The sequence below is a fragment of the Luteimonas notoginsengisoli genome (assembly GCF_042648885.1).
Lineage (GTDB): Bacteria > Pseudomonadota > Gammaproteobacteria > Xanthomonadales > Xanthomonadaceae > Luteimonas > Luteimonas notoginsengisoli.
On record NZ_JBHRYF010000001.1, the window covers coordinates 793,030 to 817,750 of the forward strand.

Here is a 24,721-nt window from a genome sequence, read left to right on the forward strand (position 1 = left end):
GACGGGGAGAGGGAAATGAGCAACGAGCGGAATCTGCGCAAGCGCGCGCTTTGCATGGCGATGGGGATCTGCCTTGCTTCCATGGCATCGGCGCCGGTATTGGCGCAGAGCGTGACCGGCGCGGTCGCCGGGCGTGCGGAGGCGGGCCAACAGGTGACAATCAACAATCCTGCGACGGGATTGACGCGTTCGGTGACGGTGGGCAGCGATGGCAACTATCGCATCGGCCAGCTGCCCCCGGGCGATTACACTCTGAGCACGGGGTCGGGTGAGCCGATTTCGGTCGGCGTGTCCATCGGCGGCACGACGACGGTCAATCTGACCGGCTCCGGCGCGGTGGACCTGGCCGCGGTACAGGTGGTCGGCTCCCGGGTCATCAACCGGGTGGACGTGCGTTCGACCGAGTCGGCAACCAACATCAGGCGCGAGGAGATCGCGCGGATGCCGGTCGACCAGAGCCTGACGTCGGTCGCGCTGCTGGCGCCCGGGGTGGTGTCCTCCGCCGCGAGCTTCGGTGGCCTCAACTTCGGTGGTTCGTCGGTTGCCGAGAACGTGGTCTACATCAACGGCCTCAACGTCACCGATCCGTACCGCCGCCAGGGCTTCTCCTCGGTGCCCTTCGGGTTCTACGAGGAATTCCAGGTCAAGACCGGTGGGTACTCGGCCGAGTTCGGCCGCAGCACCGGCGGCGTGATCAATGCCGTGACGCGCTCGGGCACCAACGACTTCCACGCCGGCGCCGAGTTCACGATGGAACCCAACGCCTGGTCCTCGCCCGCGAAAGACCGCTTCTACAAGGACGGCGATGTTGTCGAGCGTGATCGGACCAGTCGTGATGGCGCATCGTTCTACAAGGCGAATGTCTGGGCGTCCGGCGCCCTCATCCAGGATCGCCTGTTCTTCTTCGGCATGTACGAACAGCGCGACAGCAATCCGCGGGACATTGACACGGTCGAGGCCTGGTATACCGACAGCAACAACGACTTCTGGGGCGGCAAGCTCGACTGGCAGATCAATGACAGCCATCTGCTGTCGCTGCTGGCCTTCTCGGACAAGTCCGAATCGGACACGCTCAAGTACGATTACGACTGGGATACCGCAACGCGGGGTGCGGCGCAGGGAGGAAGCGTCGCGGGCTCCGGTGGTGACAACTGGTCGCTGACCTATACCGGCAACTTCACCCAGAATTTCGTCGCCAAGGCGATGTACGGCGTCAACAAGCGCAGTTCCGATAGTTTCAGCCAGTGGGACCCCTACTGCAGCATCCTGGATCGCGACGGTACCTACACTGCGATTTTCGGTCCGAAGACCATGCGCGAAGGTTGTGCCCCGAGCACCAGCGGAATCAGCTACAGAGACGACAAGCGAGAGGCTGCGCGCCTCGACTTCGAGTGGACGCTTGGCGACCACCTGCTGCGCTTCGGCGCCGACCAGGAAGTCATGGACTCCACGACTTCCGCCCTCTACCCCGGCGACGGCGTGCGTTACAGGTTAATGGGCATGCCGGACGATGCGACGCCGGACGAGCGTACCCTTCCCAACGGCGCCGTGGTCCCGGTTGGCGTCAACGCCTACCTGGACGGTCGTTACAAGGTCACCGGCGCCCCGGTCAGCACCAAGGCGCAGGCGATCTACATCGAAGACAACTGGAACGTGACGCCCAACCTGCTGTTGAACCTGGGCGTTCGTGCCGACATGTTCGAGAACACGCTCGCCTCTGGCGTCACCTTCGCCAAGGCCGACTTCAGCGACATGGTCTCGCCGCGCCTGGGCTTCAGCTGGGACATCATGGGCGACGGCACCACCAAGCTGTTCGGTAACGCAGGCCGCTATTACATCCCGCTGACCAACAAGCTCACCGATTACTTCGGCGGTGGCACCATCGACGAGCACACGTACTACGTGCTGGACGGCTGGGAAGAGCGGATCGATCCGATCCTCGGCACCCCCTACCTGTATCCGATCATCGGCGAGCAACTCGGCCCGGTGAACACGGAAGGCAACGCGCCCGCGCCGGACGACGTCCGCACGGCGGTGGCGCGCGACCTGAAGCAAGTGTTCCAGGACGAGTTCATCATCGGTTTCCAGCAGGCGCTCAGCCAGGCCTGGTCGTGGGGCGTGAACGCGACCTATCGCAAGATGACGCGTGCGGTGGAAGACGTGAGCATCCGGCACGTGGAGGGATGCCCGTGGTACTCGGGCGACTGGCCCATCCTCAATCCCGGCGAGACCAACACGCTGTGGTGTCCCGATACCGAACAATGGGTGACCTTCGACAACTCCGAGGACGGTTACATCACGTCCGGCAGCGGCATCGTCATGGGCTACAAGCGGCCCCGGCGCACCTACAAGGCCGTGGAGTTCCAGCTCGACCGCGCGTGGGACGACAAGTGGGCGCTGAATGTCAGCTACCTGTGGTCCAAGTCCGACGGCAACATCGAAGGGCCGGTGAACTCGGACACCGGCTACAACGACACCAGCCTGGTGCAGTACTACGACCATCCGGCCGTGAACGAGCGCTACGGCCCCACGTTCAACGACTACCGCCACCAGATCAAGATCCGCGGCAGCTACAAGTTCAACGATATGTGGAGCGTCGGCAGCACCCTGTCGGTACGCTCCGGCGGTCCGATCACCGCCTTCGGCGTTTCCTGGCCCGATGACAACCGCACCGCGGGTGGACCCAGCGAATACTCCGGCGGCGGTTCCGGCTGGCTGTGCGAATCCGGCTGCGGCGACTGGTCCACGCGACAGCTGGTCTACACGGAGAAGGGGGCGTTCGGCCGCATGCCGTGGGTCACCGACCTCGGCGCCAGCGTGATGTGGACGCTGCCCTCGGACAGGATCGACCTGAAGGCGCGCTTCTCGGTCTACAACCTGCTCAACCAGCAGACCAAGATCAACGTGCATTCCCGCTACGAAAGCACGCCCGGCAACATGATGCCGCACTTCGGCGAAGCAAAGGCCTGGCAGTCGCCGCGCTACATGCAACTCGTGGTGACCTGGAACTTCTTCTGATCTCCTCCCATGGGCGGCCCGCGTGTCGGGCCGCCCTTTTTTTTTGCCCGAGCGCGCGGCAGGATGGCCACGCCCGATCGAGGACGCCTGCCATGAAGCCACTTCGTCATTCCCTGTCCGCGATGTCGGTTGTCCTGCTCGCGGCGTCGATGGGGTTGTCGCCGGCGCTGGCGGCTGGCCCGTCCGTCGACAAGGCCGCCATCGACCAGGCGTTCGACGACACCATCGCGCGTTACCACCTGCCGGGGCTGGCGGTGGGAATCGTCGAGGACGGCGAGGTCGCCTACACCCGTACCGCCGGCGAGCTTGCCGCGGGCGACGGCGAGAAGATCGACGCCGACACGCTGTTCAAGATCGCCTCCAACAGCAAGGCGATGACCACCGGGCTGCTGGCACGTCTCGTCGATGCCGGCAAGCTCGAGTGGGACGACCCGGTAACGAAGTACATGCCGGACTTCCGCATGTTCGATCCCTGGGTCACGCGAGAAATGCAGGTGCGCGACCTGCTGATCCACAACAGCGGGCTGGGCGCGGGTGCCGGCGACCTGATGCTGTGGCCCGAGCCCAACCATTTCAGCCGCGCCGACGTGATCCACGGCCTGCGGTACCTGAAGCCGACATACAGCTTCCGCTCGCGCTACGCCTACGACAACACGCTGTACATCGTCGCCGGCGAGGTGGCGGCCGCTGCCGGCGGGGCGCCTTACGAAACGCTGGTCAGGCGTGAACTGTTCGGCCCGCTGGGCATGGACCGCTGCCAGGTGGGCGAATGGAACCGCGACGCGGTGGGCAACATCGCCCAGCCGCACGCGCGCCGCGATGGCGTGAATGTCGTCACCAACGAAGACGGCGCGGTGATTCCGGACGTGCCGATGATGGCCGCCGGCGGCATCCGCTGCAGCCTGCGCGACATGCTCGCCTGGGCGACGATGTGGCTGGAGCCGGAGACCTCGGGCCTGGTCGATGGCAAGCCCTGGCTGTCGCCGGAGCAGCGCGAGGCGGTGTGGACGCCGCAGACGATCATGCCGCTGTCGCGGCGGATGCGCGAATGGGACGACAGCCATTATTCGGCCTACGGCTACGGCTGGCGCCTGGCGGATGTGGACGGGACCCAGAAGGTGTCGCACACCGGCACGCTGTCGGGCATGTACTCGGCGCTCACGCTGCTGCCGCAGAAGCGCATCGGCTTCGTGATCCTGATCAACGCCGATGCCGACGACGCGCGCACCGTGCTCAACCAGGTGCTGGTCAAACAGTTCACCGCGCCCGCGCAGCGGCGCACGGTGGCCCATTACGCCGATGCGCTCGACCGCGATGCGCGGGTTGCGAAGCAGCAGCGCCCGGTGCCCGATACCTCGTCACGCCGGCCGGCCAAGGCCGCGGGCATGGCCGGGCAGCTCGGCGTCTATCGCGATCCCTGGTTCGGCGACGTCTCGATCTGTCCCGTCGCCGACGGCGTGCGTTTCGCTTCGGTGAAGTCGCCGCTGATGGTGGGTGATGTGATGCGCGCGGGCAACCGCCTGCTGGTGCAATGGCAGGGCAGCGGCGCCGACACCGAGCCGTGGCTGGAGTTCGGGCCGGAGACGGTGTCCCCGATGACCCTGGAGATGTCGAAGATCGACCCCGACGCCGACTTCAGCAGCGACTTCGAGGACCTGTCGTTCGTGCGCGTCGGTGACTGCCCGCGGAGCCAGGCGCCATGACGGTCCGCCTCGCGTGGTGCGCGCTGATCCTCGCGGCCACGGGCTGCGCTTCGACGCCACCGCCGGCCATATCGCCTGCAACCGATGCGGAGTCCGCCGGCATGGTCGACATCCGCGCACTGGTGCCGGACATGCGCCTCGACATCCGTTACGCCGGCAGCCACAACTTCGTCGGCATGCCAATCAACGGTTACGAGGCGCCGCGCTGCTACCTGCTTCGCCCCGTGGCGGAGGCCCTGCAGCGTGTGGAACGGAGCCTGCGCGCGCGCCACCGGCGCCTGCAGATCTTCGACTGCTATCGCCCGGTGCGGGCCGTCCAGCATTTCACGCGCTGGGTGCGCGATCCGAACGACCAACGCAACAAGGCCGAGTTCTATCCGACGCTGGACAAGAGCGAGTTGATGCCGGGCTACATCGCCGAGCACTCCGGCCACAGTCGTGGCGCGACGCTAGACCTGACCCTGATGCAGTGCGACGACAACGATGCCGGCTGCTCGCCGCTCGACATGGGCACCGGCTTCGATTACTTCGGCGAACTGGCGCATACCGATTCGCCGAACGTGAGCGCCACGCAGCGCGGCAACCGCCTCCTGCTGCGTGACGCGATGCAGGCGCAGGGCTTCGGCAACTACGCGGACGAATGGTGGCACTACACGCTGCGCCCCGAACCGGATCCGCGCACCGCGTACGACTTCCCGCTGCGCTGAGCGTCCCCGGGCTGCCCCGGCACACGCGGCGCGAGGGGCAGGGCCTGTCTTCTTCCGGATTCGGCCGCGGCGCCAGCGCTCCGCCGCATCCGGCATCTGCCCGAACGCCGCATGGGCCGCCTCAACCCCGATCCGGCGTTGATATCGAAGCCTGCCGACCCGTTGTGCCGACGACGCGATCCCGGCTACTCGACCTCATCTGCCGGACATTGCGACGCACCGCACGGTTCAACGGGCCGCAGGCCGCTATTGGCACACTACTTGCAAGCGTTCTGCCGGGAATCCATCGGTCCTGGAGGCGATTGGTGAAAACGCCGCACGACAAAGCCAGGCAGGGCCATGCCCGCCACGCAGCCGGTCAGCCTGCTGTCCTGGCCATGTTGGTTCCAACGAGGTCGACGATCTCGTCGAGCGTCGGGTTCCGGGGCAGGTCCATGGTCTCGAAGGTGAAGTCCAGCTTCGATTCGATATCCAGCATCAGGTCGACCAGCAGGATCGAATCGATGCCGATGTCGTTCTGCCGGGTCTGGCCATGCAGCGTGGCGGGGTCGACGTCGAACCGCTCGTGCATGAGCGCCTTCAGTGCCTCAAGGATCTCCGCCCTGTTCATGGTCGCCTCCGCGGCGGTCGTGGGTGGACATGCAAGAATTGGCCGGTCGCGCCGGCCCATGGACGGGCGCTATGGTACGAATGGCCGCTCCATCATATCAGCGCACTGCTGGGCAAACGGCTAATGGACAAGCTCGACCACATGGAAATGCAACGCAACGTCCGCGCCCAGGCCGTGCTCCGGGCACGGTTCGGCCTGCCGGTGTCGCTGGTGATGCTGGTGGCCACCTTCTTCTGGGCGCCCACGCACCAGGGCAGCACGTCGGCGGTCGTGGTCGGCATCGTGACCGCCTATGTGCTGTACATCGTCGCCGCGCTGCATTTTTCGTCGAAGTGGCGATCGCTGTCGGCGCGCGACCTGGTGCTGATCACCGCGATCGCCGATCCGTTGATGCTGTCGGGCTGGCTGTTCATGGCCGGCGAGTCGTCCACGCTGCTGGTCGGCTTCTACCTGTTCACGATCCTGGGGTTCGGCTTCCGGATCGGGCCGATGGCGATGCACCTGTGCCAGGTCACCTCCCTGGTGGGCTTTTCGCTCGTCGCCCTGGTCTCCCCGGTCTGGTCTGCGCATCCGTTCTTCGCGCTGTCCCACGTCGTGCTGCTGATCGTCGTGCCGCTGTATGCCGCGTCGCTGATGCGCAAGTTGCAGATGGCCAAGGCGCTGGCGGAACGCGAAAGCCAGGCCAAGTCGCAGTTGCTGGCCAACGTCAGCCATGAGCTGCGCACGCCGCTCACCGGGATCGTGTCGTCGGCCCAGCTGATCGAGGTCGAGACCGGCGACCGCGCGATCGCGGACCGCGCGCGCGCCATCCTGGCGATGGCGACCTCGCTGGACGGCGAGATCAAGCAGTTGCTCGACCTGTCGAAGGTCGAAGCGGAGGCCGCGGACACCGACGCGATTCCGTTCGACCTGCGCCTGGCCACCGGCCACGTGATGCGTGCGCTGGCCCCGATCGCGGCCGTCAAGAACCTGCGGCTCGAACTGGACCTCGACCCCGCGCTGCGCGCGCCGGTGATGGGCCGGCCACAGGACCTGATCAGCGTGCTGATGAACCTCGCCGGCAACGCGGTGAAGTTCACCCACGAGGGCTCGGTGGTCATCCGCGCGCGCCTGGTGGAGGAGCGCGCGGGCAGCTACCGGATCCGGTTCGGGGTGCAGGACACCGGCATCGGGATCCCGGCGGACCTCCAGTCGCGGATCTTCGAGCCGTTCTTCCAGGTCGAAACCGGCCCCAGCCGCCGCTACAGCGGCACCGGCCTTGGCACCACGATCGCGAGGGAGCACGTCCGGAAGATGGGCGCCACGCTGAACGTCGAGAGCACCGAGGGCCAGGGCTCGCAGTTCTGGTTCGAGGTCGACCTCAGGACCGTTGCCAGCCAGCCCGAGGCGCAGGCGGGATCCGCGGCGCCTGCATCGGTCGCGGCGCGGCGGATCCTGATCGCCGACGACAACGCGCTGAACCTGGACCTGATGAAGGAGATGCTGCTGAAGGACGGCCACGAGGTGGTCGCCGCCACCAGCGGCGAACAGGCGCTGGTCGCACTCGGGGACGACCGCTTCGATGTCGTGTTCCTCGATTTCAACATGGAGGACATCGATGGGCTGACGGTGTTCCAGACCTACCGGTTCGGGCGCGTCGAAACGGCCCCCACGTTCTTCGTGACCGCCGATGCCACCACCGGCACGGCGGACAAGCTGCGCGACGCCGGTGCGGCGGGCGTGATCCACAAGCCGGTCACGTTCGGCAAGCTCAGGGACGCGATTTCGGGGCTGTCGCCGTCCACCGAGGCCGCGGCTGGCGGGGCGCCCACGCGCGAACCGCGCAGGGCGGTTTCGCAGATCAAGGCGGTTCCGGTCGAATACCTCGATCCGGAGGCGCTGGAGAACTTGCGCGAGATCCGCGACACGCCCGAGTTCCTGTTCAAGATGATTTCAGAAGGCATGGCCGACATCGAAACGATCGCGGCCGACCTCATGGCCGCGATCCGGTCCGAAGACCTGCCCGGCGTCCACCGGCACGCCCACGCCATGCGCGGCGTGGCGCTGAACATCGGCGCGATCCGACTGGCCGCGCTGGCGGACAGGCTGATGAGCGTCACCTCGAGCGCCTTGACCGGACAGGCCGGGCGCTGGATGGTCGACCTCGGGGAAACGACCAGCCGCAGCCTCGAGGCGCTCGATGCGCTGAAGCTCACCTTCGGGCTACCGGGCGTGGCGAAGTCCAGGTAGCCCGGCGTCCCCGCCTCAGGTACAGCCGCCGCCCTCCGCGTCAGGCCGCGAGCACCCGGCGGTCCGAGGCTTCGCGTTGCTGCAGCATCACCAGCATGTCCAGGGTGCGCAGTTCGTCGTCCGACAGACGCATCGCCGTTTCCACCCAGTCGTCGACGATCTGCACGCCGTGTTCGTGGTTGAGCGGCGCCTGCCGATAGCGGCTCTGCTGGACCTTCATCCTGGCCTTGAGGCGCGAGGCATGCTGCTGGATGTAGCGCTCGACCGCGAGTTCGCCCTGTCCCTGCGGGCAGAGTTCATCGATCAGGCCCATGTCGAACAGCTCGCGCGCGGTATAGATCTTCTTGTTGGTCATCATCCTCTCGGCCTGGCGCGCGCCGACCACGTTGGCCAGCAGGCCCATGGCGCCGGTGCAGGGGAACAGGCCGAACATGATTTCCGGAAAGCCGAACGTGCTCTGTTCCTCGGCGACCAGGTGGTCGGTGCTCAGCGCCAGCTCGAAGCCGCCGCCCAGCGCCCGGCCCTGCACCAGCGCGATCGAAGTCGTCCGGTCCTTGATCTGCGCCGCCCACGAGAACAGCAGGGTCAGGCAACGCATCGAGTAGTCGTGCAGCCGCGATGCATCGGCGCGCTGGATGCACTGCCGGAAGAACTGCAGGTCGCCGCCCATGCTGAAGTATTCCGGATGCCGCGACTGGATCACGGTGTACGGCAGCGGCGACCGGTCGCCGGAGGACGACAGCACGTTGCCCTCCGTGCGCAACGCGTTGACGAGGTTCTGCAGTTCGTCGACGAGCGCGGGGGTGAAGTTCTGCAGCCCGGTCCGTCGGTCGATGCCAAGCGTCACCCACAGCGTGTCCATCGCCAGGTGGCGCACTTCGGTGCCGACGCGCCGCGCATCCGTGCGGGCTTCGAACAGGATCGGACTGGGATTGAGCTGGCTCATTTCGGTGCCTCGGTGTGGTGATGGCGATGGAACGGCAGGTTTAGCCGGGATTGCGGGAAACGATCAGTGCGACGTTGGTGCCGCCGAACCCGCACGAGAACGAAAGTGCGTGGTCGAGTTCGACGTCCCGAAGGGGAACGGGGCCGACGTGGTTCAACTTGCAGCGCGGGTCCATCTCGCCCATGTGGGCCGAGGCGGGCAGGACGCGGTTGCGCATCGAAAGCAGGGTGATCACGAATTCCAGCGCGCTGGTCGCGCCCAGCAGGTGGCCGTGCACCGCCTTGGTCGAACTGACGCGCGTCGCGTCGTCGCCGTCGCCGAACACCGCGCGGATGGCCGCGGATTCGATCACGTCGCCTCCGTCGGTGGCGGTTGCGTGGGCATTGAGGTATCCGATGTCGCGCGGTTGCAGCCGCGCGTGGTCGAGCGCGGCCTGCAGCGAGCGGACCTGGCCCTCCGCCGCAGGCATGCCGATGTGGTGCGCATCACTTGATATGCCATATCCGGTCAGGTAACCGTGAATCGTGGCGCCGCGCCGTTCGGCGTGGCTGGCCGCCTCCAGCACCACGAACGCCGCGCCTTCCCCCAGCACCAGGCCGGTGCGGTCCCTGGAGAAGGGCTTGCAGGTGCGGGAGACGTCGTCTCCGTCCGGCCCGCTCATCGCGCGCGTTCCGCTGAACACGCCCAGGACGCCGGCGGTGAGCGGCGCTTCGGCGCCGCCGGCGACGGCCACGTCGAGGTAGCCGTCGGCGATCGCGCGCGCGGCCTCGCCCAGCGCCACGCCCGATGAGCCGCACGCGCTGGCATGGGTGACCACGGGCCCGAAGATCTTGTGCCGGATCGCGATCTGCGCCGCGCCGGCGTTGGACATGATCGCCATCGCGGCGAACGGACGCGCCGCCTGCTTTCCTTCGACCAGCAGCTGGCGTGACCATTCCAGCGTCGCCGCGGCGCCGCCGTTGACGTTGCCGTAGTACAGGCCGGCCCGCTGGCCGAAGTCGCTGAAATCCTCGATCCCGGCCTCGAGCAGCGCCTGTCGCGCGGAGACGATGGCGAGCTGCTGGCAGCGGTCGAGGAACGGCAGTTCCAGGCGCGTGAACGCGTCGGCGAAATCCTGCTTGACCACGCCGGCGGCAAACTCCCGGGGCGTCGGCGGCGTGGTGATCCTGTCGATGCCCGACCGGGCCGTGCGCAGTGCGTCGACCACGCCCTCGACGTCGAGGCCGATCGGCGACAGCACACCGACGCCGGTGATGGCGACGGCTTCCTTTTTCATGCATTTCCCCTGGCGAATGCGAGCCGCGTGGCGTGAGACTACCCCTAGATGCGCCAAATCTCATCGTCGGCGTATCGCACCGGTGCGGCGGGACTGGTCCGGAGCCCGCAGCGGTCGCCACGGCGGCAATCAGGCGCAAGGAGCGGAGGTGCGGCTGCACCGTTGCGCGCGGAGTCAGAACTGTCGGTGGCCGGCTGGACGCGGCTGCATACCAATGATCCGTGTGCTTCGCCCGGCTGCAGCGGGGCTGCGAACCACCAACTGTCAGGCACGAAAAAGCCGGCGCTTGGCCGGCTTCGTCGACTGCTGGACCCGACGGATCGGGATGGTGGAGCGGAGGGGGATCGAACCCCTGACCTTCGCGATGCGAACGCGACGCTCTCCCAGCTGAGCTACCGCCCCACGAGGTTGCGGATTATACGGACGAGTCCGCTCCGAGGCCAGAACCTCCGGCGGCGGGCGGAAGCAGGGGAGCCAGCGCCGGTTCGAGTTCGGCCCGGCGCCAGCCCGACAGCGGGCCCGGCCAGCCGTCGGCCGTGTCGGCGCCGAGCAGCTGTTCCAGCCAGCGCCGCGATGCCAGCACGCCGTCGGGCAGGCCGAGTTCGGCGCTGCGCGCGGCGGTGGCTTCCTGCAGCCGCCGCAGGACCTGCTTGTCGCGGTCCTCGTTGCGCGGTTCGGGCGCATCGGCTTCGTCGTCGAGCGACGTCTGCAGGGCCTCCCAGATCGCCTCGCCGAGCTTGCGCGGCGCCTTGGGGTTGGCGTCGAGCTGGCGCTGCAGCTGCGTGGGGTGGGCGGCCGGTTCGCGCGCCAGCAGCACCGCCAGTTCATTGTCGAGGATCCAGCTGCGCGGTCGGTCGGCGCGGCGTGCGTACGCTTCGCGCCAGCGCAGCAGCCGCAGCAGGCGCACGCGCGCGGCTTCGTCGAGGAATTGCGCGGCGCGCAGCGACAGGTGCGGCCAGCGGTCGCCCTCGTCGCGTTCGGCATTGGCGACCATGCGCGCGCAATCCTCCTGCAGCCATGCGTCGCGGCCGAGCTCGACCAGGCGCGCGTCGAGCGCATCGTGCACCGCGAACAGGTGGCGGACGTCGTCGGCGGCGTATTCGAGCTGCGACGGCGACAGCGGTCGGCGCAGCCAGTCCGAACGGGTCTCGCCCTTGGCGAGCGCCACGTCCAGCACGTCCTGCACCAGTCGCTGGTAGCCGATGCCGGCGGCGATGCCCGCAAGCGCGGCAGCGGCCTGGGTGTCGAACAGCGGCTGCGGCACCACGCCGCAGGCGTGCTTGAACGCGACCAGGTCCTCGCTGGGGCTGTGCATCACCTTCAGCACCGAGGTGTCGGTGAGCAGCGGTCGCAGCGCATCGGTGATGCCGGGAGCGAGCGGATCGACCAGCAGGATGTCACCGTCGTCGCCCAGCGCGATCTGCACCAGCGCCAGTTGCGGCCAGTAGGTGCGTTCGCGGATGAACTCGGTGTCCAGGCCGACGCGCTGCGGGCGTCGGGCGATGCGGTTGTCCAGTTCCGCGGGGTCGGTGATCCAGTCAGGCACGGTGTCGGCGTTCGAAAGCGGTGGTCGCAGCCTAACGGTCGCAAGCGGGCAGCGGCAAATGCGCGGTGACCCGGTGCCGCCCGGGCGCCTGCCAGGACCGGCGGCGATGGCGTAATCTGGCGACCCGTCCAGGTGGGTGCAGGGTTTGCGCGGAGTTTTCCGGATCATCGTCGTGGCATGGCTGCTCGCGGGTTGCACGCGCAATCCGGGGGACGCGGCGCGTGACGAGCGTTCGGCGCAGGCGGCGCAGACGCGCGCGGGCATCGTCACCATCAGCGGCGATGACGCGATTGCCGAATCTCTGACCTGGCGCCCACCGGTGGTGGAGATTCCGCCCGACGGCTTCGACGCAGCCCGCGAGCGGGCCGAGGCGGCGCTGGAAGCGGGCAAGCTGTCCGATGACGCCGAATCGGCGATCCCGCTGCTGCTCGCGCTGTCGAAGCAGGCACCGGACGACAGCAGGCTGCGCGACGACCTGGACCGCGCGCTGCGGGCGGTGATCGCCCACGGAGACGCCGCGTTGGCGCGTGCGGACGACGACATCGCCGCGTTGCGCGAGGCGCACCGGATGGCCGCCGTGGCCCGGGCCACGGATGGCGACGACGAGGCGGTGGCCGATTACCTCGAGCGGATCGACCAGGCCGACACGCTCTGGGAACTCAACCGCGACGGCGAACGCGCGCTCGCCGGCGGCCGCTACGGCGAGGACGGTGGCGGTGCGCTGGCGAAGTTCCGCGAGGCGCTGGCGCTGCGTCCCGGCCAGCCGCGCGCGATGCAGGGCCTGGCGGCGACCGAAAGCGCGATGATCCGCAAGGCCGAGGTCGCCGCGGAGCAGGGCGATTTCGAAGGCGCGAAGCGCTGGCTCGGCGTGGCGGCCAAGGTCCGCCCGGACATGTCGACCGTGCCCGACGCCATCGTCCGCATCGAGCGCATGCGCGGCGCACGCATCGCGCGCCTGCGCGACCTGGGCGTCGCGGCGCTGGGGCAGCCGGACGGCATCGCTGCGGCGCGGCGCCATCTTGCCGCGATCCTGCTGATCGCCAAACCCGGCGATCCGGTCGCGGCGGAACTGCGCGAACGCATCGACCTGGCCGAACACTACGGGCAGTTCCGTCCCGGCCAGCAGTTCACCGACGGGCTGGAACACGGCGCGCGCGGCCCGCAGATGGTGGTGGTGCCGCACGGCGGCTATCGCATGGGCGCGGAGGCCGGCGATGCGCGCGCCGAGGATGCCGAGCGCCCGCAGCACGCCGTCCGCTTCGACCGCGGCTTCGCGATGTCGATCACCGAGGTCACGGTGGGAGACTACCGCCGCTTCATCAATGCCACCGGTCGCAGGACGCGCGCGCAGCGGCGTGGCTATTCGATGGCCTACGACGAGCGCAGCGGCAACTTCGCGCGCGTCAGCGGCGTCGACTGGCGCAGCGACCATGCCGGTAACCCGGCCGGCGAGAACCTGCCGGTGCTGCACGTCAGCGCCAAGGACGCCGAGGCCTATGCGGCCTGGCTGTCGGAGCAGAGCGGTCATCGGTATCGGTTGCCGAGCGAGGCGGAGTTCGAATACGCGCTGCGCGCCGGCAGCCGCACCCGCTATCCGTGGGGCGACGGTTCGCCGCCAAAAGACGCCGGCAATTTCACCGGGGGACGCGACCGCTCGCCCACCGGGCGCCACTGGAACAACGCCTTCGCCGGCTATGGCGACGGCTATTGGGGCCCGGCCCCGGCCGGTCGTTTCGCGGCCAATCCCTGGGGCGTTCGCGGCCTGGCGGGCAATGTGAGCGAGTGGGTCGCCGACTGCTGGCATGATGGCTACCGGCGCGCACCGGTGGACGGCTCCAGCTGGCTCAACCCCGGCTGCCGGACGCGGGTCGTGCGCGGCGGATCCTGGGCCAGCGCGCCGGACCAGACGCGCTCCTCGTGGCGCGCGCCGGCGGGCGTGGACAGCACCAACGGGCGCATCGGTTTCCGCGTGGTGCGCGAAATCTAGCCACGGCAGCAGTGACAGGGAGAAGGCAAGATGCGTCAGAATCCACTCGGCGGCGGACAGGTGCAGGGCAGGCGGCGCGGATTCGGCTTCAGCCCACGGCTGCTGATCCTCGTGGCGTTCATCGTCTACGGCGCCTATTTCTATTTCTCCAACCGGTCGACCGACCCGCTGACCGGCGAGACGGTGCTGATCGACAAGAGCATTTCGCCGCAGGACGAGAAAGCGCTCGGCCTGCAGGCCTACCAGGAGATCCTGGCGCAGGAGCAGCCGGTCGACCCGAACTCGCAGATCGCGCGACAGGTGCGCGAGATCGCGCAGCGGCTGATCGTGAAGATTCCCGAAGTCGAGGATGCGCTGGCGGCCGAGCACGGGCTGGAGGCGCAGCACATCGAGGACTCGTTCGACTGGGACGTGACCGTGCTCGAGTCCGACCAGGCCAACGCGTTCTGCCTGCCAGGCGGCAAGATGGCGGTCTACACCGGCCTGGTGCCGGTGGCGAAGAACGCCGACGCGATGGCGATCGTGATGGGCCACGAGATCACCCACGCCCTGCTGCGCCACGGCGCGCAGCGCATGACCGAACAGAAGCTGGCGCAGTTGGGGCAGATGGCCGGCGCGATGAGCGGCATGGACCAGCAGCAGCTGCAGATGGCGATGGCCGTGTATGGCTACGGCCGCTCGCTGCCGTATGCGCGCAAGCAGGAGTCGCAGGCCGATGAAATGGGCCTGATGCTGGCCGCGGCCGCCTGCTACAACCCCGAGGAAGCGGTCGCGCTGTGGGAGCGCATGGGCCAGGCCGGCGGCGGCCAGGCACCGCCGGAGTTCGCGTCCACCCATCCCAGTTCCGCCACCCGCATCCAGAACCTCAAGGCGCTCATGCCCAAGGCGCAGGAATACCGCAAGCGTTTCTGCACCGGCGCGCAGTAACCGGCAAGGGCGTGCATCTTGTGGGAGCGGCTTCAGCCGCGAGCTTCCTCGCATCGTGGTCCCGCGGATCAAAAGCTCGCGGCTGAAGCCGCTCCCACGAGTCCTTCGCTGCAGACGCCGCAGTCTCAGAACGACATGAACATCCCGCCGTTGACCGGGATGTTCGCGCCGGTGATGAAACCGGCGTCATCGGCGGCCAGGAAAGCCACGGTCCGCGCGATCTCGTCGGGCTGCCCGAGCCGTCCCACCGGCACGTCCTCCACGATGCGCGCGCGGATGTCCTCGGGCATCGCCATCACCAGCGCGGTCTCGCAGTAGCCGGGCGACACCGAGTTGACGGTCACGCCCTTGCGCGCGACTTCGCGCGCCAGCGCCATCGTGAAGCCGTGCATGCCCGCCTTGGCGGCGGCGTAGTTGGTCTGTCCGAACTGGCCGGTCTGGCCGTTCACCGAACTGATGTTGACGATCCGGCCAAAGCCGCGCGCCGTCATGCCTTCGATGGCGTGCCGGCAGAGGTTGAACACCCCGTCCAGGTTGACCCGCAGCACCGCGTCCCACTGCGCGCGCTGCATTTTGCGCAAGGTGATGTCGCGGGTGATGCCGGCGGCGTTGACCAGGATGTCGAGCGCGCCGTGCGCGGCGACGATGTCTTCGACCAGCTTGCCGCAGGCATCGAAATCGGAAACGTCGCCGGCGGCAAAATGGATGTCCAGGCCGGCGGTGTCGCGGCCGAACGCCTCGATGCGATCCTCGCGGTCGCCCAGGTCGATGGCGACGACCGTGCGGCCCTGCGCTGCCAGCGACTTGCAGATGGCGGTGCCCAGCCCGCCGATGCCGCCGGTGACGGCGGCGATGCGCTTGTCCAATGCAGTCACCGGCTACTTGCCGCGCTTGGCGGTGTCCTTGGCCTTGTCGGGAGCTGGACCTGTGCGCCCCATGCCGGCGACGAGGTTTTCCTGGAAGTCCTTCCACAGCTCCATGTTGCGCTCGGTGAGCTGGTTCATCATCGACCACGGGGTCTGCCCGAGCACGCTGTCCATCTGCTGGCGGAACTGTGCCTGCTGCTCCATGAAAGTCTGCATCGAGCGGTCCAGATAAGTGCCCATGAATCCCTGCAGCGAGTCGCCGTACAGGCGGATGATCTGGCTCAGCATCTGGGTCGACAGCATCGGCTGCCCGTCCTGTTCGTGCTCGGCGATGATCTGCAGCAGCACCTGCCGGGTGAGATCCTCGCCGCTCTTCGCGTCGCGGACCTCGAAGTCCTCGCCATCGACGATCAGCTGGCGGACGTCCTCGATGGTGATGTAACTCGAAATGTCGGTGTCGTACAGGCGACGATTCGGATACTTCTTGATCACGCGCGTCTTGGTCATGGAGCAACGGCTCTAACTGATGCGTCGCTCCAGCATGGCGCAGTGCAGCAAGGGTTGCAAGAAGGCGGGCGGGGTGCGCGTGCGCGGCCTGCGGTTGCCAGAGGGAGGCTTTGGACCAGGACGGGGCGGTGGCCGCAGGGCAGCTCCCGTCGGGTTCGGGGGCAGGGTCGAGGAAGCAGGAGCAGGACCCCTGGGTCCGGACCGGGTATGCGAAACATCCGCATCCAAACGCTGTCATCCGGGCGCAGCCACTGGCAGGCCTCCGGCAATGCAGCAGATCCCTCGCTGCGCTCGGGCTGACGGCAAACGGCCGACCGTGCGCGGTAGCCATCAGTCCCCAGTCCAATCCCCCGTCCCCGGTCCCCCCCAAATGTCCAGCGCCGACTGCGCAGCTGGCTCACCACCCCATGTATTGCCCGCCATTGGCCGCCAGGTTTGCCCCGGTGATCCAGCTCGCATCGTCGGGAATGAAGAAGCTCACCGCGTAGGCGATCTCGTCGGGATTGCCGAGGCGGCCGGTCGGGATCTGCGCGACGATCTTGTTGCGGACCTCTTCGGGCACCGCCATCACCATGTCGGTCCCGATGTAACCGGGCGATACGGTGTTGACGGTGATGCCGAAGCGCGCGTTCTCCTGCGCCAGCGAGATGGTGAAGCCATGCATGCCGGCCTTTGCGGCGGCGTAGTTGGCCTGTCCGTACTGGCCCTTCTGGCCGTTGATCGAGCTGATCTGGATGATCCGGCCCCACTTGCGCTCGCGCATGCCCTCGATGACCGGGCGGGTAACGTTGAACACCGAGTTGAGGTTGGTGTTGATGACGTCCTGCCACTGGTACGCGGTCATCTTGTGGAACGTGCCGTCGCGGGTGATGCCGGCGTTGTTGACCAGGATCTCCACGGGGCCAAGCTGGCGTTCGACTTCCCGCACCATCACCTCGGCGTCCTCCGGGGTCGACACGTCCCCCCTGGACAGCGCCACGTCGAAGCCGTCGGCCCGCATTCGCGCCTGCCACTGGCGCGCCTTCTCCTCATCGCGGTAGTTGGTCGCCACCCGGTGGCCGTTCGCGGCCAGCCGCCGGCAGATCGCCGTCCCGATTCCCCCGGTGCCGCCCGTCACCAAAGCCACGCGTGCGTTCATGCCGTCTCCCATGCTGCATGGGGACCAGTTCCCCATTGCCCCGGATTCTATGCGGCGTCGATGACACAGGCGTTGTGCAACGCGGCGAGTGTCGTCGCCGACGAGGACGGGATGCGGCCGGGATCGAACGCGCGCACCGCCGCTTCGAGCGTCTCGGCCAGCGTGTCGCCCGAGGGCCATGCGCTCGGCAACTGGCCCAGCGCCGTCCATGCAGCGCGCAAGGCAGGCAGCGGGTCATCATCGTCCACGGGCAGCGCGGCCGAGGATTTCGACAGCTTGTGGCCTTGGGCGTCGACCACCAGGGGCAGGTGCGCGTAACCCGGCGACGGCAGGCCGAGCCGGCGTTGCAGGAAGATCTGCCGGGCGGTGGAGTCGAGCAGGTCCGCGCCGCGCACGACTTCGGTGACGCCCTGGGCGGCGTCGTCGACCACCACCGCCAGCTGGTACGCCCAAGGGCCGTCGGCGCGCCTGAGCACGAAATCGCCAACCTCGCGCGCGACGTCCTGTTCGATCGCGCCCTGCACCCGGTCCGTGAAGCCGATGACGGTGCCGTCGGGCACGCGCAGCCGGATCGCCGGGTCCGGACGTCGCCTGCCCGCCATGCAGGCGCGATGAACCCCGCCCCCGGCCACCAGGTCGCTGCGGCTGCAATGGCATTCAAAGGCGTCGCCGCGTTCGAGCAGATGGTCGAGCGCCTCGCGGTAGAGCGCTCCGCGCTCGCTCTGGCGCAGCACGGGCTCGTCGGACACCAGGCCGAAGCGCTGCAGCGTGCGCAGTTGTTCGTCCGCCGCGCAGGGGACCTCGCGCGGCGGGTCGATGTCTTCGATCCGTACCAGCCAGCGACCCCGCGCCTGGCGCGCCATCAGCCAGCTGCCGAAGGCGGCCAGCAGCGAGCCGAAATGCAGCGGGCCGGTGGGCGAGGGCGCGAAGCGGCCGCGGTAGGTCGAGGGAGACATCAGGTCGGAAGTCGGCGTCGGGGACAAGCGCGGGACGTCAGGCGCCAGGGACCGGGGCAGCGAAAGAATCCGGAAATCCGCACTGCCATACAGGATGCAGCGAGGCTCTGTTCATGGGCTTGATCGACCAGCCAGGCCTCGCGTCGCGAGGGGAGGGCAAAGGCGCGCACGCCGTTCGCCTGATCCCCAGCTGTCGTCACTCGAAGTCGTAGCCCATGTCCGGCCCGGCGCCGGCGAGGAACTGCCCTTCGACGTAGTCCACGCCGGCCGAGAACAGGATCGACATGCTGGCCGCGTCGCTGACGAATTCGGCGATGGTGCGGATGCCCAGTTCGCGCGCCTTGTTGGCGATCTCGCGGATGCGCTCCTGGTTGGCCACGTTCTTCGGCAGTTCCTCGACGAAGCTGCGGTCGATCTTGATCAGGTTGGGCTTGAGGTGGGCGAGCAGCTGGAACGAATCGAGCCCGGCGCCGAACTGCTCCAGCGCGATGCGGCAGTCGAGCTTGCCCATCGCGGCGGCGAACTCCTGCGCGGCCTTGAGGTGGGTGAACACCTTCGCCTCCGGCAGCTGCGCCACCAGGTACTCGCCCGGCACCCCGTGCGCGACCAGCTGCTCGCCGATGTAGCGCACCAGGCTGTCGTCGTTGAGCGACGCCTGGCTGATCTTCACCAGCAGCGTGGTCGGTTTGCCGGCGCTGATGCGCTGGCCGATCGTGGCGATGGTGTGGCCGATCACGTAGCGGTCGATTTCCCACAGCAGGCCGTGTTCCTCGGCGATCTGCAGGAAGCTCAGCGGCTTGACCAGCTCGCCGTCGCCGGCGTCCAGGCGCAGGAAGGTCTCGTAGACCGCGCCGGTGTCGCCCTGCAGGCTGATCACCGGCTGGTAGTGCAGCACGAAGTTTTCCTGGTCGAGCGCGTCGCGCAGGCGCGCGACCCAGGCCTGCACGTGCTCCTCCTCGGCGCGTTCGACCGCGCTGGGGTCGAAGATCTCGAAGCGGTTGCCGCCCACGCCGATCGACGACTGCACGCCCTGGTTGGCCTTGGCCAGGACCTGGGTGACGCTGGCGATCTTCTCGCCGATCTGCACCCCGCCGATGCTTGCGGTAATCACGCTGGAGCGGTTGCCGATCGGGAACACGTGCGAGGCGAAGGCCTCGCGGATGCGCTCGGCCAGCGCGGTGGTCTGGGCGTAGTCGCTTCCGCGAATCAGCACCGCGAGGCTGTGCTCGGAGAAGCGCGCGGCCACGGCGTCGTCGCCGATCGCGGTGCGCAGGCGCTCGGCCATGGCCGCGAGCATCGCATCGGCCGCGTCCAGACCGATCTCGTGCAGCAGCCGCTGGTGGTGGTCGGGCTCGAGCAGCAGCAAGCCGTGCTGGGCCTTGTTCTGGGCCGCGTCGGCCACCGCGTCCTCCAGCATGTGCAGGAACGTGGGGCGGTTGAGCAGGCCGGTGACCTGGTCGCGCTGGCGCAGTTCCTCCAGTTCCTGGGCCAAGCCCGGATCGAGCAGCTGCTCCTGGCGGCGGAAGATCACCTGCTGGCAGGTCTCGCCCTCGTAGGTGGCCGGTGCGAACTCCATCGAGGCCGGGAAGCCATTGCCGTCGGCGTCGCGGGCCTCCAGGTCGTAGCGTGGCGGCGGGGCGTCGCCCTTCGCCAGGTCCTTAAGCAGTTCCCTGAAGTCGTTGACGTGCTGCGGCGCGACCAGGTCCAGCAGCGACATGCCCTCGAGGTCCTCGAACGATTCGTAGCCGAACATCTCCAGGTAGGCGCTGTTGGCGCGGATGTGCATGCCCTGGTGGACATAGGCGATCGGGTCGCGCGAGGACTCGATGAGGGTGTCGCAGCGGCGCTCGGTCTCACGCACGCGCGCTTCCAGCCGGCGCAGGGCGCGCCGGCCTTCGAGGTCGTCCCACTCGCTGCGGACCGTCGCCAGCAGCTGCTGGGGCTTGTCGCGCAGGGCGATGTTGCGGGCGCCGGCGCTCTGCGCCTCGTGGAAGCTGGTGTCGTCGATGCCGTTGCTGACCGCGACGACCGGGATGTCCTTGCCGCTGGCCGCGACCGACTGCATGACCGTGGCGAAGGGCAGGTCCTTGCCCTGCTGCGCGGCCAGCACCAGGTCGATCTGCTGACCGCCGAGCATCGTGGACAGTTCGTCCTCCGAAGCCGGTCGCAGCGGCCGCACCGCGATCCCGGAATTGCGCAGGGCGCTGACGATGGCCTCGGCGTCCTCGACGCTGTCGTCGACGATCATCAGGCGCAGGGCTTGGTCCGGGTTCTTCGACATGCGGGCGTTATGCCACGGGGCGATGGGCCTAGTCTACGTGCCGCCGTCAAAGCGCGCGCTTGGAGGCATCGCCCGCGACCTCGCGCACCAGCCTGGGAACGAGATAGCCCGAGAGCCGCGCGACCAGGGCGGCGTGCAGCTGGAGCGCGTGCGCGTCGGAGACCTCGAAATGCGCGGCGCCGGCGACCCGGTCGAGCTGGTGCAGGTAGTAGGGCAGCACGCCCGCGGCGAAGCTGCGCTCGGATAGCGCCGCCAGCGCGTCGACCGAATCGTTGACGCCGCGCAGCAGCACCGCCTGGTTGAGCACGGTCGCACCGGCCGCGCGCAGCCGCGCCATGGCCGCGTCCACCGAGTCGTCGAATTCACGCGCGTGGTTGGCATGCACCACCACCGCCACGGGCCATGGCAGGCAGCGCAGCCAGTCGCCGAACTCGTCGTCGACGCGCTCGGGCAGCACCACCGGCAGCCGGGTATGGATGCGCAGGCGCCGCATCTGGGGGAGCGCGCGCAGCTGCGCGATCAGTTCAGCCAGTTTCGGCGTGGCCAGCGACAGCGGGTCGCCGCCGGACAGGATCACCTCGTGGATCGAGTCGTCGCTGCGGATTGCCCCCACCGCCTCGCGCCAGCCGCCGGCGGCTGCGGTTTCCTCGGCGTAGGGGAAATGGCGCCGGAAGCAGTAGCGGCAATTCACCGCGCAGCTGCCGGTCGCCACCAGCAGGGCGCGGCCCTGGTACTTGTGGATCACCCCGTGCCCGGCGCGCGCGGCCGCGTCTCCCACCGCGTCCAGCGTGAATCCAGCGACCGGGCGCAGTTCCTCGTCCAGCGGCAGCACCTGGCGGAGCAGCGGGTCGTGCGGATCGCCCGGTCGCATGCGGGCGACGAAGCCGCGCGGCACGCGCAGCGGGAACTGTGCGGCGGCCGCCTCGGACACTCCCGGCACACGCCCCTCAAGGCCGAGCAGGGCCAGCAGCTCGCGCGGGTCGCGCACGGCTTCGCGCCAGAGGCGCTTCCAGCCCAGGGCGTCGCGGGCGCCCGCGCCGGCCGGGACGGGCTGCAGGGCAGGGGAGGCTACGGGTATCATTCGAGGTCTGTTCCGGGGCCATTCCAGCCATGCCGGAGCCCGATCCCGACATTCTAGCCGCTGCCGCGGCTCGACCCGCCCACGATTTTCCCAGGAGTACCGATGGCCAGCTACGGCATGAACGACGTCAAGAACGGAATGAAGATCCTTGTCAACGGCGAGCCCGCCATCATTTCCGATACCGAGTACGTCAAGCCGGGCAAGGGCCAGGCCTTCACCCGCATCAAGTTCCGCATGATCAAGTCGGGCCGGGTGCAGGAAATCACCATGAAGGCGACCGATTCGATGGAGGCGGCCGATGTGGTCGATACCGACATGCAGTACCTGTACGCCGACGGCGAGCACTGGCACTTCATGAATCCGGAGAGCTTCGAGCAGGTCCAGGCCGACAAGGCCGGCATGGCCGGCGCCGAGAAGTGGCTCAAGGGTGAAGAGGACTGCGTGGTGACACTGTGGAACGGCACCCCGATCCAGGTCACCCCGCCCAACTTCGTCGAGCTGAAGATCACCGAGACCGATCCGGGCGTGCGCGGCGATACCTCCGGCGGTGGTGGCAAGCCGGCCACGCTGGAAACCGGCGCGGTGGTCCGGGTGCCGCTGTTCGTGGGCCAGGAAGAGGTGATCAAGGTCGACACGCGCAGCGGCGAGTACGTTTCGCGAGTGAAGTGACGATCGGGCGCGACGGCAGGAACCAGGACACAAGAACGAGACGAATGACCGAGAACGCCCCGGAACACTGCGACCTCCTGATCGAAGCCGGCTTCGTGGTGCCGGTCGAACCGCACGGCGTGGTGCTCGAAGACCATGCCGTGGCCGTCCGCGACGGCGCCATTGTCGCCGTGCTGCCGCGAGTGGAAGCACGGACGCGTTTCCAGGCCGCCGAGACCGTCTCGCGCCCGGACGGCGCCCTGGTTCCGGGCTTCGTCAACAGCCACGCGCACAACCCGATGACCCTGCTGCGCGGCGTCGCCGACGACCTGCCGCTGAAGGTCTGGCTGCAGCAGCACATCTGGCCGATCGAGGGCGCGGTGATCGGGCCGGACTTCGTCGCCGACGGCATCACCCTGGCGATCGCCGAAATGCTCCGCGGCGGCACGACCTGCGTCAACGAGAACTACTTTTTCCCCGACGTCCAGGCCGCGGTCTACAAGCGGCACGGCTTCCGCGCGCGCGTCGGGCTGCCGGTGATCGACTTCCCCACCGCCTGGGCGAAGAGCGACGACGAATACTTCGACAAGGCCGGCGAAGTCCACGACCAGTGGCGCGGCGACCCGCTGGTGGCCACCGCGTTCGCGCCGCACGCGCCGTACACGGTCAACGACGCGAACTTCGAACGCATCCGCATGCTCTCCGACCAGCTCGACGTGCCGGTGCACCTGCACCTGCACGAGACCGCGCAGGAGGTGCAGCAATCGCTGGAGAAGCACGGCCAGCGCCCGATCGGCCGACTGGATCGCCTGGGGCTGGTCAACGACCGCCTGATCGCGGTGCACATGACCCAGCTGACCGACGCCGAGATCCACCTGTGCGCCGAACGCGGCGTGAGCGTGGTGCATTGCCCGGAGTCCAACCTCAAGCTGGCCTCCGGCTTCTGCCCGGCCTGCGCGCTGGAGCGCGCCGGCGTGAACCTGGCCATCGGCACCGACGGCTGCGCCAGCAACAACGACCTGGACATGGTCGGCGAGACCCGCACCGCGGCGATCCTGGCCAAGGCGGTGGCGGACGACGCCGCGGCCTTCGATGCGTTCACCGCGCTGCGCGCCGCGACCCTGGGCGGAGCGAAGGCGATCGGCTTCGACCACCTGGTCGGCTCGATCGAAGCGGGCAAGCAGGCCGACCTTGCGTGCTTCGACCTTTCGCCGCTGGAAACGCAGCCGCTGCACCACGTGGTCTCGCAGCTGGTCTACGCCGCCGGCCGCCACCAGGTCAGCGACGTGTGGATCGCCGGCCAGCACAAGCTGCGCGAGCGCCAGCTGCCCGGCATGGACGTCGATGCGATCGTCGCCAACGCCAGGCAGTGGCGTGGCCGCATCGCGGCGATCGACCGCGCAACGCTATAGGCCGAGGCCACCTGCCGGAACAGCGTTCGCGCGAGCTTCGACTCTGCTTCCACCGGCAAGGCTTGCGGCCGGAGCCGTTCCCACAAGACCCTGACAGGAACACCCATGACCGTTGCGCCATCCGCCGAACCGCAGCCCAACTTCCGCCAGTCCGAACTCGACAAGTTCGCCGCGCTCGCCAATCGCTGGTGGGATCCGAAGGGCCCGCAGAAGGCGCTCCATGCGCTCAACCCGGTGCGGCTGGGCTACGTCGCCGATCGCGTCGCGCTGGGCGGCGCGAAGATCCTCGATGTCGGTTGCGGCGGCGGACTGCTCAGCGAGGCGCTGGCACGCGCGGGGGCCGACGTGACCGCGATCGACCTGGCCGACGACCTGGTCAAGGTTGCGCGCCTGCACGGGCTCGAATCGGGGGTGAAGGTCGACTACCGCGTGCAGCCGGTGGAGGGGCTGGCGACCGAACAGCCGGGCGCGTTTGATGCCATCACCTGCATGGAAATGCTCGAGCACGTGCCGGATCCGGGCGCGATCCTGGCGGCATGCGCCACGCTGCTCAAGCCGGGCGGGCGCCTGCTCGTCTCCACCCTCAACCGCACGCCGGCCGCGTTCGCGCTGGCCATCGTCGGCGCCGAATACCTGGCGCGCCTGCTGCCGAAGGGCACGCACCAGTACCGCGATTTCATCAGGCCGTCCGAGCTCGGCGCCTGGCTGCGCGAATGCGGACTGCAGCTGGAGGACGTCAGCGGCCTGATGTACGAACCGTGGCGCGACGCCGCGCGGCTCTCAAGCCGCACCGACGTGAACTACCTGGCGTGCGCGGTGAAGCCGGAAACCGGCGATGGCCTGTGATCCGGCCCGGTTCCGCCCTGCCATGAAGAGGCGGGGC

19 protein-coding genes and 1 tRNA gene are annotated in these 24,721 nt (G+C 68.4%); 9 read left to right on the forward strand and 11 right to left on the reverse strand.

What is annotated here, in order from left to right:
• The first annotated feature begins 15 nt into the window (after positions 1 to 15).
• From ACFOM9_RS03705 to ACFOM9_RS03715, 3 genes are all read left to right on the forward strand, one after another.
• On the forward strand, positions 16 to 3,018 hold the full coding sequence (locus ACFOM9_RS03705) for a TonB-dependent receptor (RefSeq protein WP_386706287.1): 3,003 nt from the start codon (positions 16 to 18) through the stop codon (positions 3,016 to 3,018).
• A 92-nt stretch (positions 3,019 to 3,110) separates the two neighbouring features.
• Positions 3,111 to 4,721, forward strand: a complete 1,611-nt coding sequence (locus ACFOM9_RS03710; protein ID WP_386706289.1) for a serine hydrolase domain-containing protein — start codon at positions 3,111 to 3,113, stop codon at positions 4,719 to 4,721.
• Entirely contained in the window at positions 4,718 to 5,428 is a 711-nt protein-coding gene (locus ACFOM9_RS03715; RefSeq protein ID WP_386706291.1) for a M15 family metallopeptidase, read from the forward strand. The genes ACFOM9_RS03710 and ACFOM9_RS03715 overlap by 4 nt, the downstream gene beginning before the upstream one ends.
• A 358-nt stretch (positions 5,429 to 5,786) precedes the next feature.
• Here the strand turns inward: ACFOM9_RS03715 and ACFOM9_RS03720 are convergent, their stop codons facing one another.
• Positions 5,787 to 6,038, reverse strand: a complete 252-nt coding sequence (locus ACFOM9_RS03720; RefSeq protein ID WP_386706293.1) for an acyl carrier protein — start codon at positions 6,036 to 6,038, stop codon at positions 5,787 to 5,789.
• Between the two features lie 123 nt (positions 6,039 to 6,161).
• On the opposite strand from ACFOM9_RS03720, the gene ACFOM9_RS03725 reads away from it, so the two are divergent.
• A complete protein-coding gene (locus ACFOM9_RS03725) occupies positions 6,162 to 8,267 on the forward strand; it encodes an ATP-binding protein (RefSeq protein WP_386706295.1) in 2,106 nt (701 codons plus the stop codon).
• Between the two features lie 40 nt (positions 8,268 to 8,307).
• Here the strand turns inward: ACFOM9_RS03725 and ACFOM9_RS03730 are convergent, their stop codons facing one another.
• From ACFOM9_RS03730 to rnd, 4 genes are all read right to left on the reverse strand, one after another.
• A complete protein-coding gene (locus ACFOM9_RS03730; RefSeq protein WP_386706297.1) occupies positions 8,308 to 9,213 on the reverse strand; it encodes a crotonase/enoyl-CoA hydratase family protein in 906 nt (301 codons plus the stop codon).
• Positions 9,214 to 9,253: 40 nt separating this feature from the next.
• Positions 9,254 to 10,489, reverse strand: a complete 1,236-nt coding sequence (locus ACFOM9_RS03735) for a beta-ketoacyl-[acyl-carrier-protein] synthase family protein (RefSeq protein WP_386706299.1) — start codon at positions 10,487 to 10,489, stop codon at positions 9,254 to 9,256.
• 326 nt (positions 10,490 to 10,815) lie between these two features.
• Positions 10,816 to 10,891: transfer RNA gene (locus ACFOM9_RS03740), tRNA-Ala, on the reverse strand.
• 13 nt (positions 10,892 to 10,904) lie between these two features.
• Entirely contained in the window at positions 10,905 to 12,035 is a 1,131-nt protein-coding gene (gene rnd / locus ACFOM9_RS03745; protein ID WP_386706301.1) for a ribonuclease D, read from the reverse strand.
• Positions 12,036 to 12,198: 163 nt separating this feature from the next.
• Here rnd and ACFOM9_RS03750 point away from each other — a divergent pair, with 163 nt between their 5' ends.
• Together ACFOM9_RS03750 and ACFOM9_RS03755 are read left to right on the forward strand one after the other, a co-directional pair.
• Positions 12,199 to 14,022, forward strand: coding sequence for an SUMF1/EgtB/PvdO family nonheme iron enzyme (locus ACFOM9_RS03750; RefSeq protein WP_386707299.1), 1,824 nt, complete (start codon positions 12,199 to 12,201; stop codon positions 14,020 to 14,022).
• Between the two features lie 30 nt (positions 14,023 to 14,052).
• The gene (locus ACFOM9_RS03755) at positions 14,053 to 14,949 is read left to right on the forward strand and encodes a M48 family metalloprotease (protein ID WP_386706303.1); all 897 of its coding nucleotides are present in this window, start codon (positions 14,053 to 14,055) and stop codon (positions 14,947 to 14,949) included.
• A 125-nt stretch (positions 14,950 to 15,074) separates the two neighbouring features.
• Here the strand turns inward: ACFOM9_RS03755 and phbB (ACFOM9_RS03760) are convergent, their stop codons facing one another.
• The 6 genes from phbB (ACFOM9_RS03760) to epmB form a co-directional block, all read right to left on the reverse strand.
• Positions 15,075 to 15,815, reverse strand: a complete 741-nt coding sequence (gene phbB, locus ACFOM9_RS03760) for an acetoacetyl-CoA reductase (RefSeq protein ID WP_386707302.1) — start codon at positions 15,813 to 15,815, stop codon at positions 15,075 to 15,077.
• Between the two features lie 12 nt (positions 15,816 to 15,827).
• Complete coding sequence (gene phaR, locus ACFOM9_RS03765; protein ID WP_386706305.1) at positions 15,828 to 16,322, reverse strand: polyhydroxyalkanoate synthesis repressor PhaR; 495 nt, start codon at positions 16,320 to 16,322, stop codon at positions 15,828 to 15,830.
• Between the two features lie 397 nt (positions 16,323 to 16,719).
• On the reverse strand, positions 16,720 to 17,460 hold the full coding sequence (gene phbB, locus ACFOM9_RS03770; protein WP_386706306.1) for an acetoacetyl-CoA reductase: 741 nt from the start codon (positions 17,458 to 17,460) through the stop codon (positions 16,720 to 16,722).
• 47 nt (positions 17,461 to 17,507) lie between these two features.
• Positions 17,508 to 18,416 carry a tRNA glutamyl-Q(34) synthetase GluQRS gene (gene gluQRS, locus ACFOM9_RS03775; protein ID WP_386706308.1) on the reverse strand — a complete coding sequence of 303 codons (909 nt, stop codon included), beginning with the start codon at positions 18,414 to 18,416 and terminating at the stop codon, positions 17,508 to 17,510.
• Positions 18,417 to 18,612: 196 nt separating this feature from the next.
• A complete protein-coding gene (locus ACFOM9_RS03780) occupies positions 18,613 to 20,697 on the reverse strand; it encodes an EAL domain-containing response regulator (protein ID WP_386706310.1) in 2,085 nt (694 codons plus the stop codon).
• A 46-nt stretch (positions 20,698 to 20,743) separates the two neighbouring features.
• The gene (gene epmB, locus ACFOM9_RS03785; RefSeq protein WP_386706312.1) at positions 20,744 to 21,778 is read right to left on the reverse strand and encodes an EF-P beta-lysylation protein EpmB; all 1,035 of its coding nucleotides are present in this window, start codon (positions 21,776 to 21,778) and stop codon (positions 20,744 to 20,746) included.
• 102 nt (positions 21,779 to 21,880) lie between these two features.
• Between epmB and efp the strand changes: the two genes are divergently transcribed.
• From efp to ubiG, 3 genes are all read left to right on the forward strand, one after another.
• Complete coding sequence (gene efp, locus ACFOM9_RS03790) at positions 21,881 to 22,447, forward strand: elongation factor P (protein WP_386706313.1); 567 nt, start codon at positions 21,881 to 21,883, stop codon at positions 22,445 to 22,447.
• Between the two features lie 44 nt (positions 22,448 to 22,491).
• Positions 22,492 to 23,838 (forward strand): TRZ/ATZ family hydrolase, encoded by a 1,347-nt coding sequence (locus ACFOM9_RS03795; protein WP_386706315.1) that lies wholly within the window; start codon positions 22,492 to 22,494, stop codon positions 23,836 to 23,838.
• A 105-nt stretch (positions 23,839 to 23,943) separates the two neighbouring features.
• Positions 23,944 to 24,684: a bifunctional 2-polyprenyl-6-hydroxyphenol methylase/3-demethylubiquinol 3-O-methyltransferase UbiG gene (ubiG, locus tag ACFOM9_RS03800; protein ID WP_386706317.1), complete on the forward strand. Its 741-nt coding sequence runs from the start codon at positions 23,944 to 23,946 to the stop codon at positions 24,682 to 24,684.
• Positions 24,685 to 24,721: the final 37 nt, after the last annotated feature.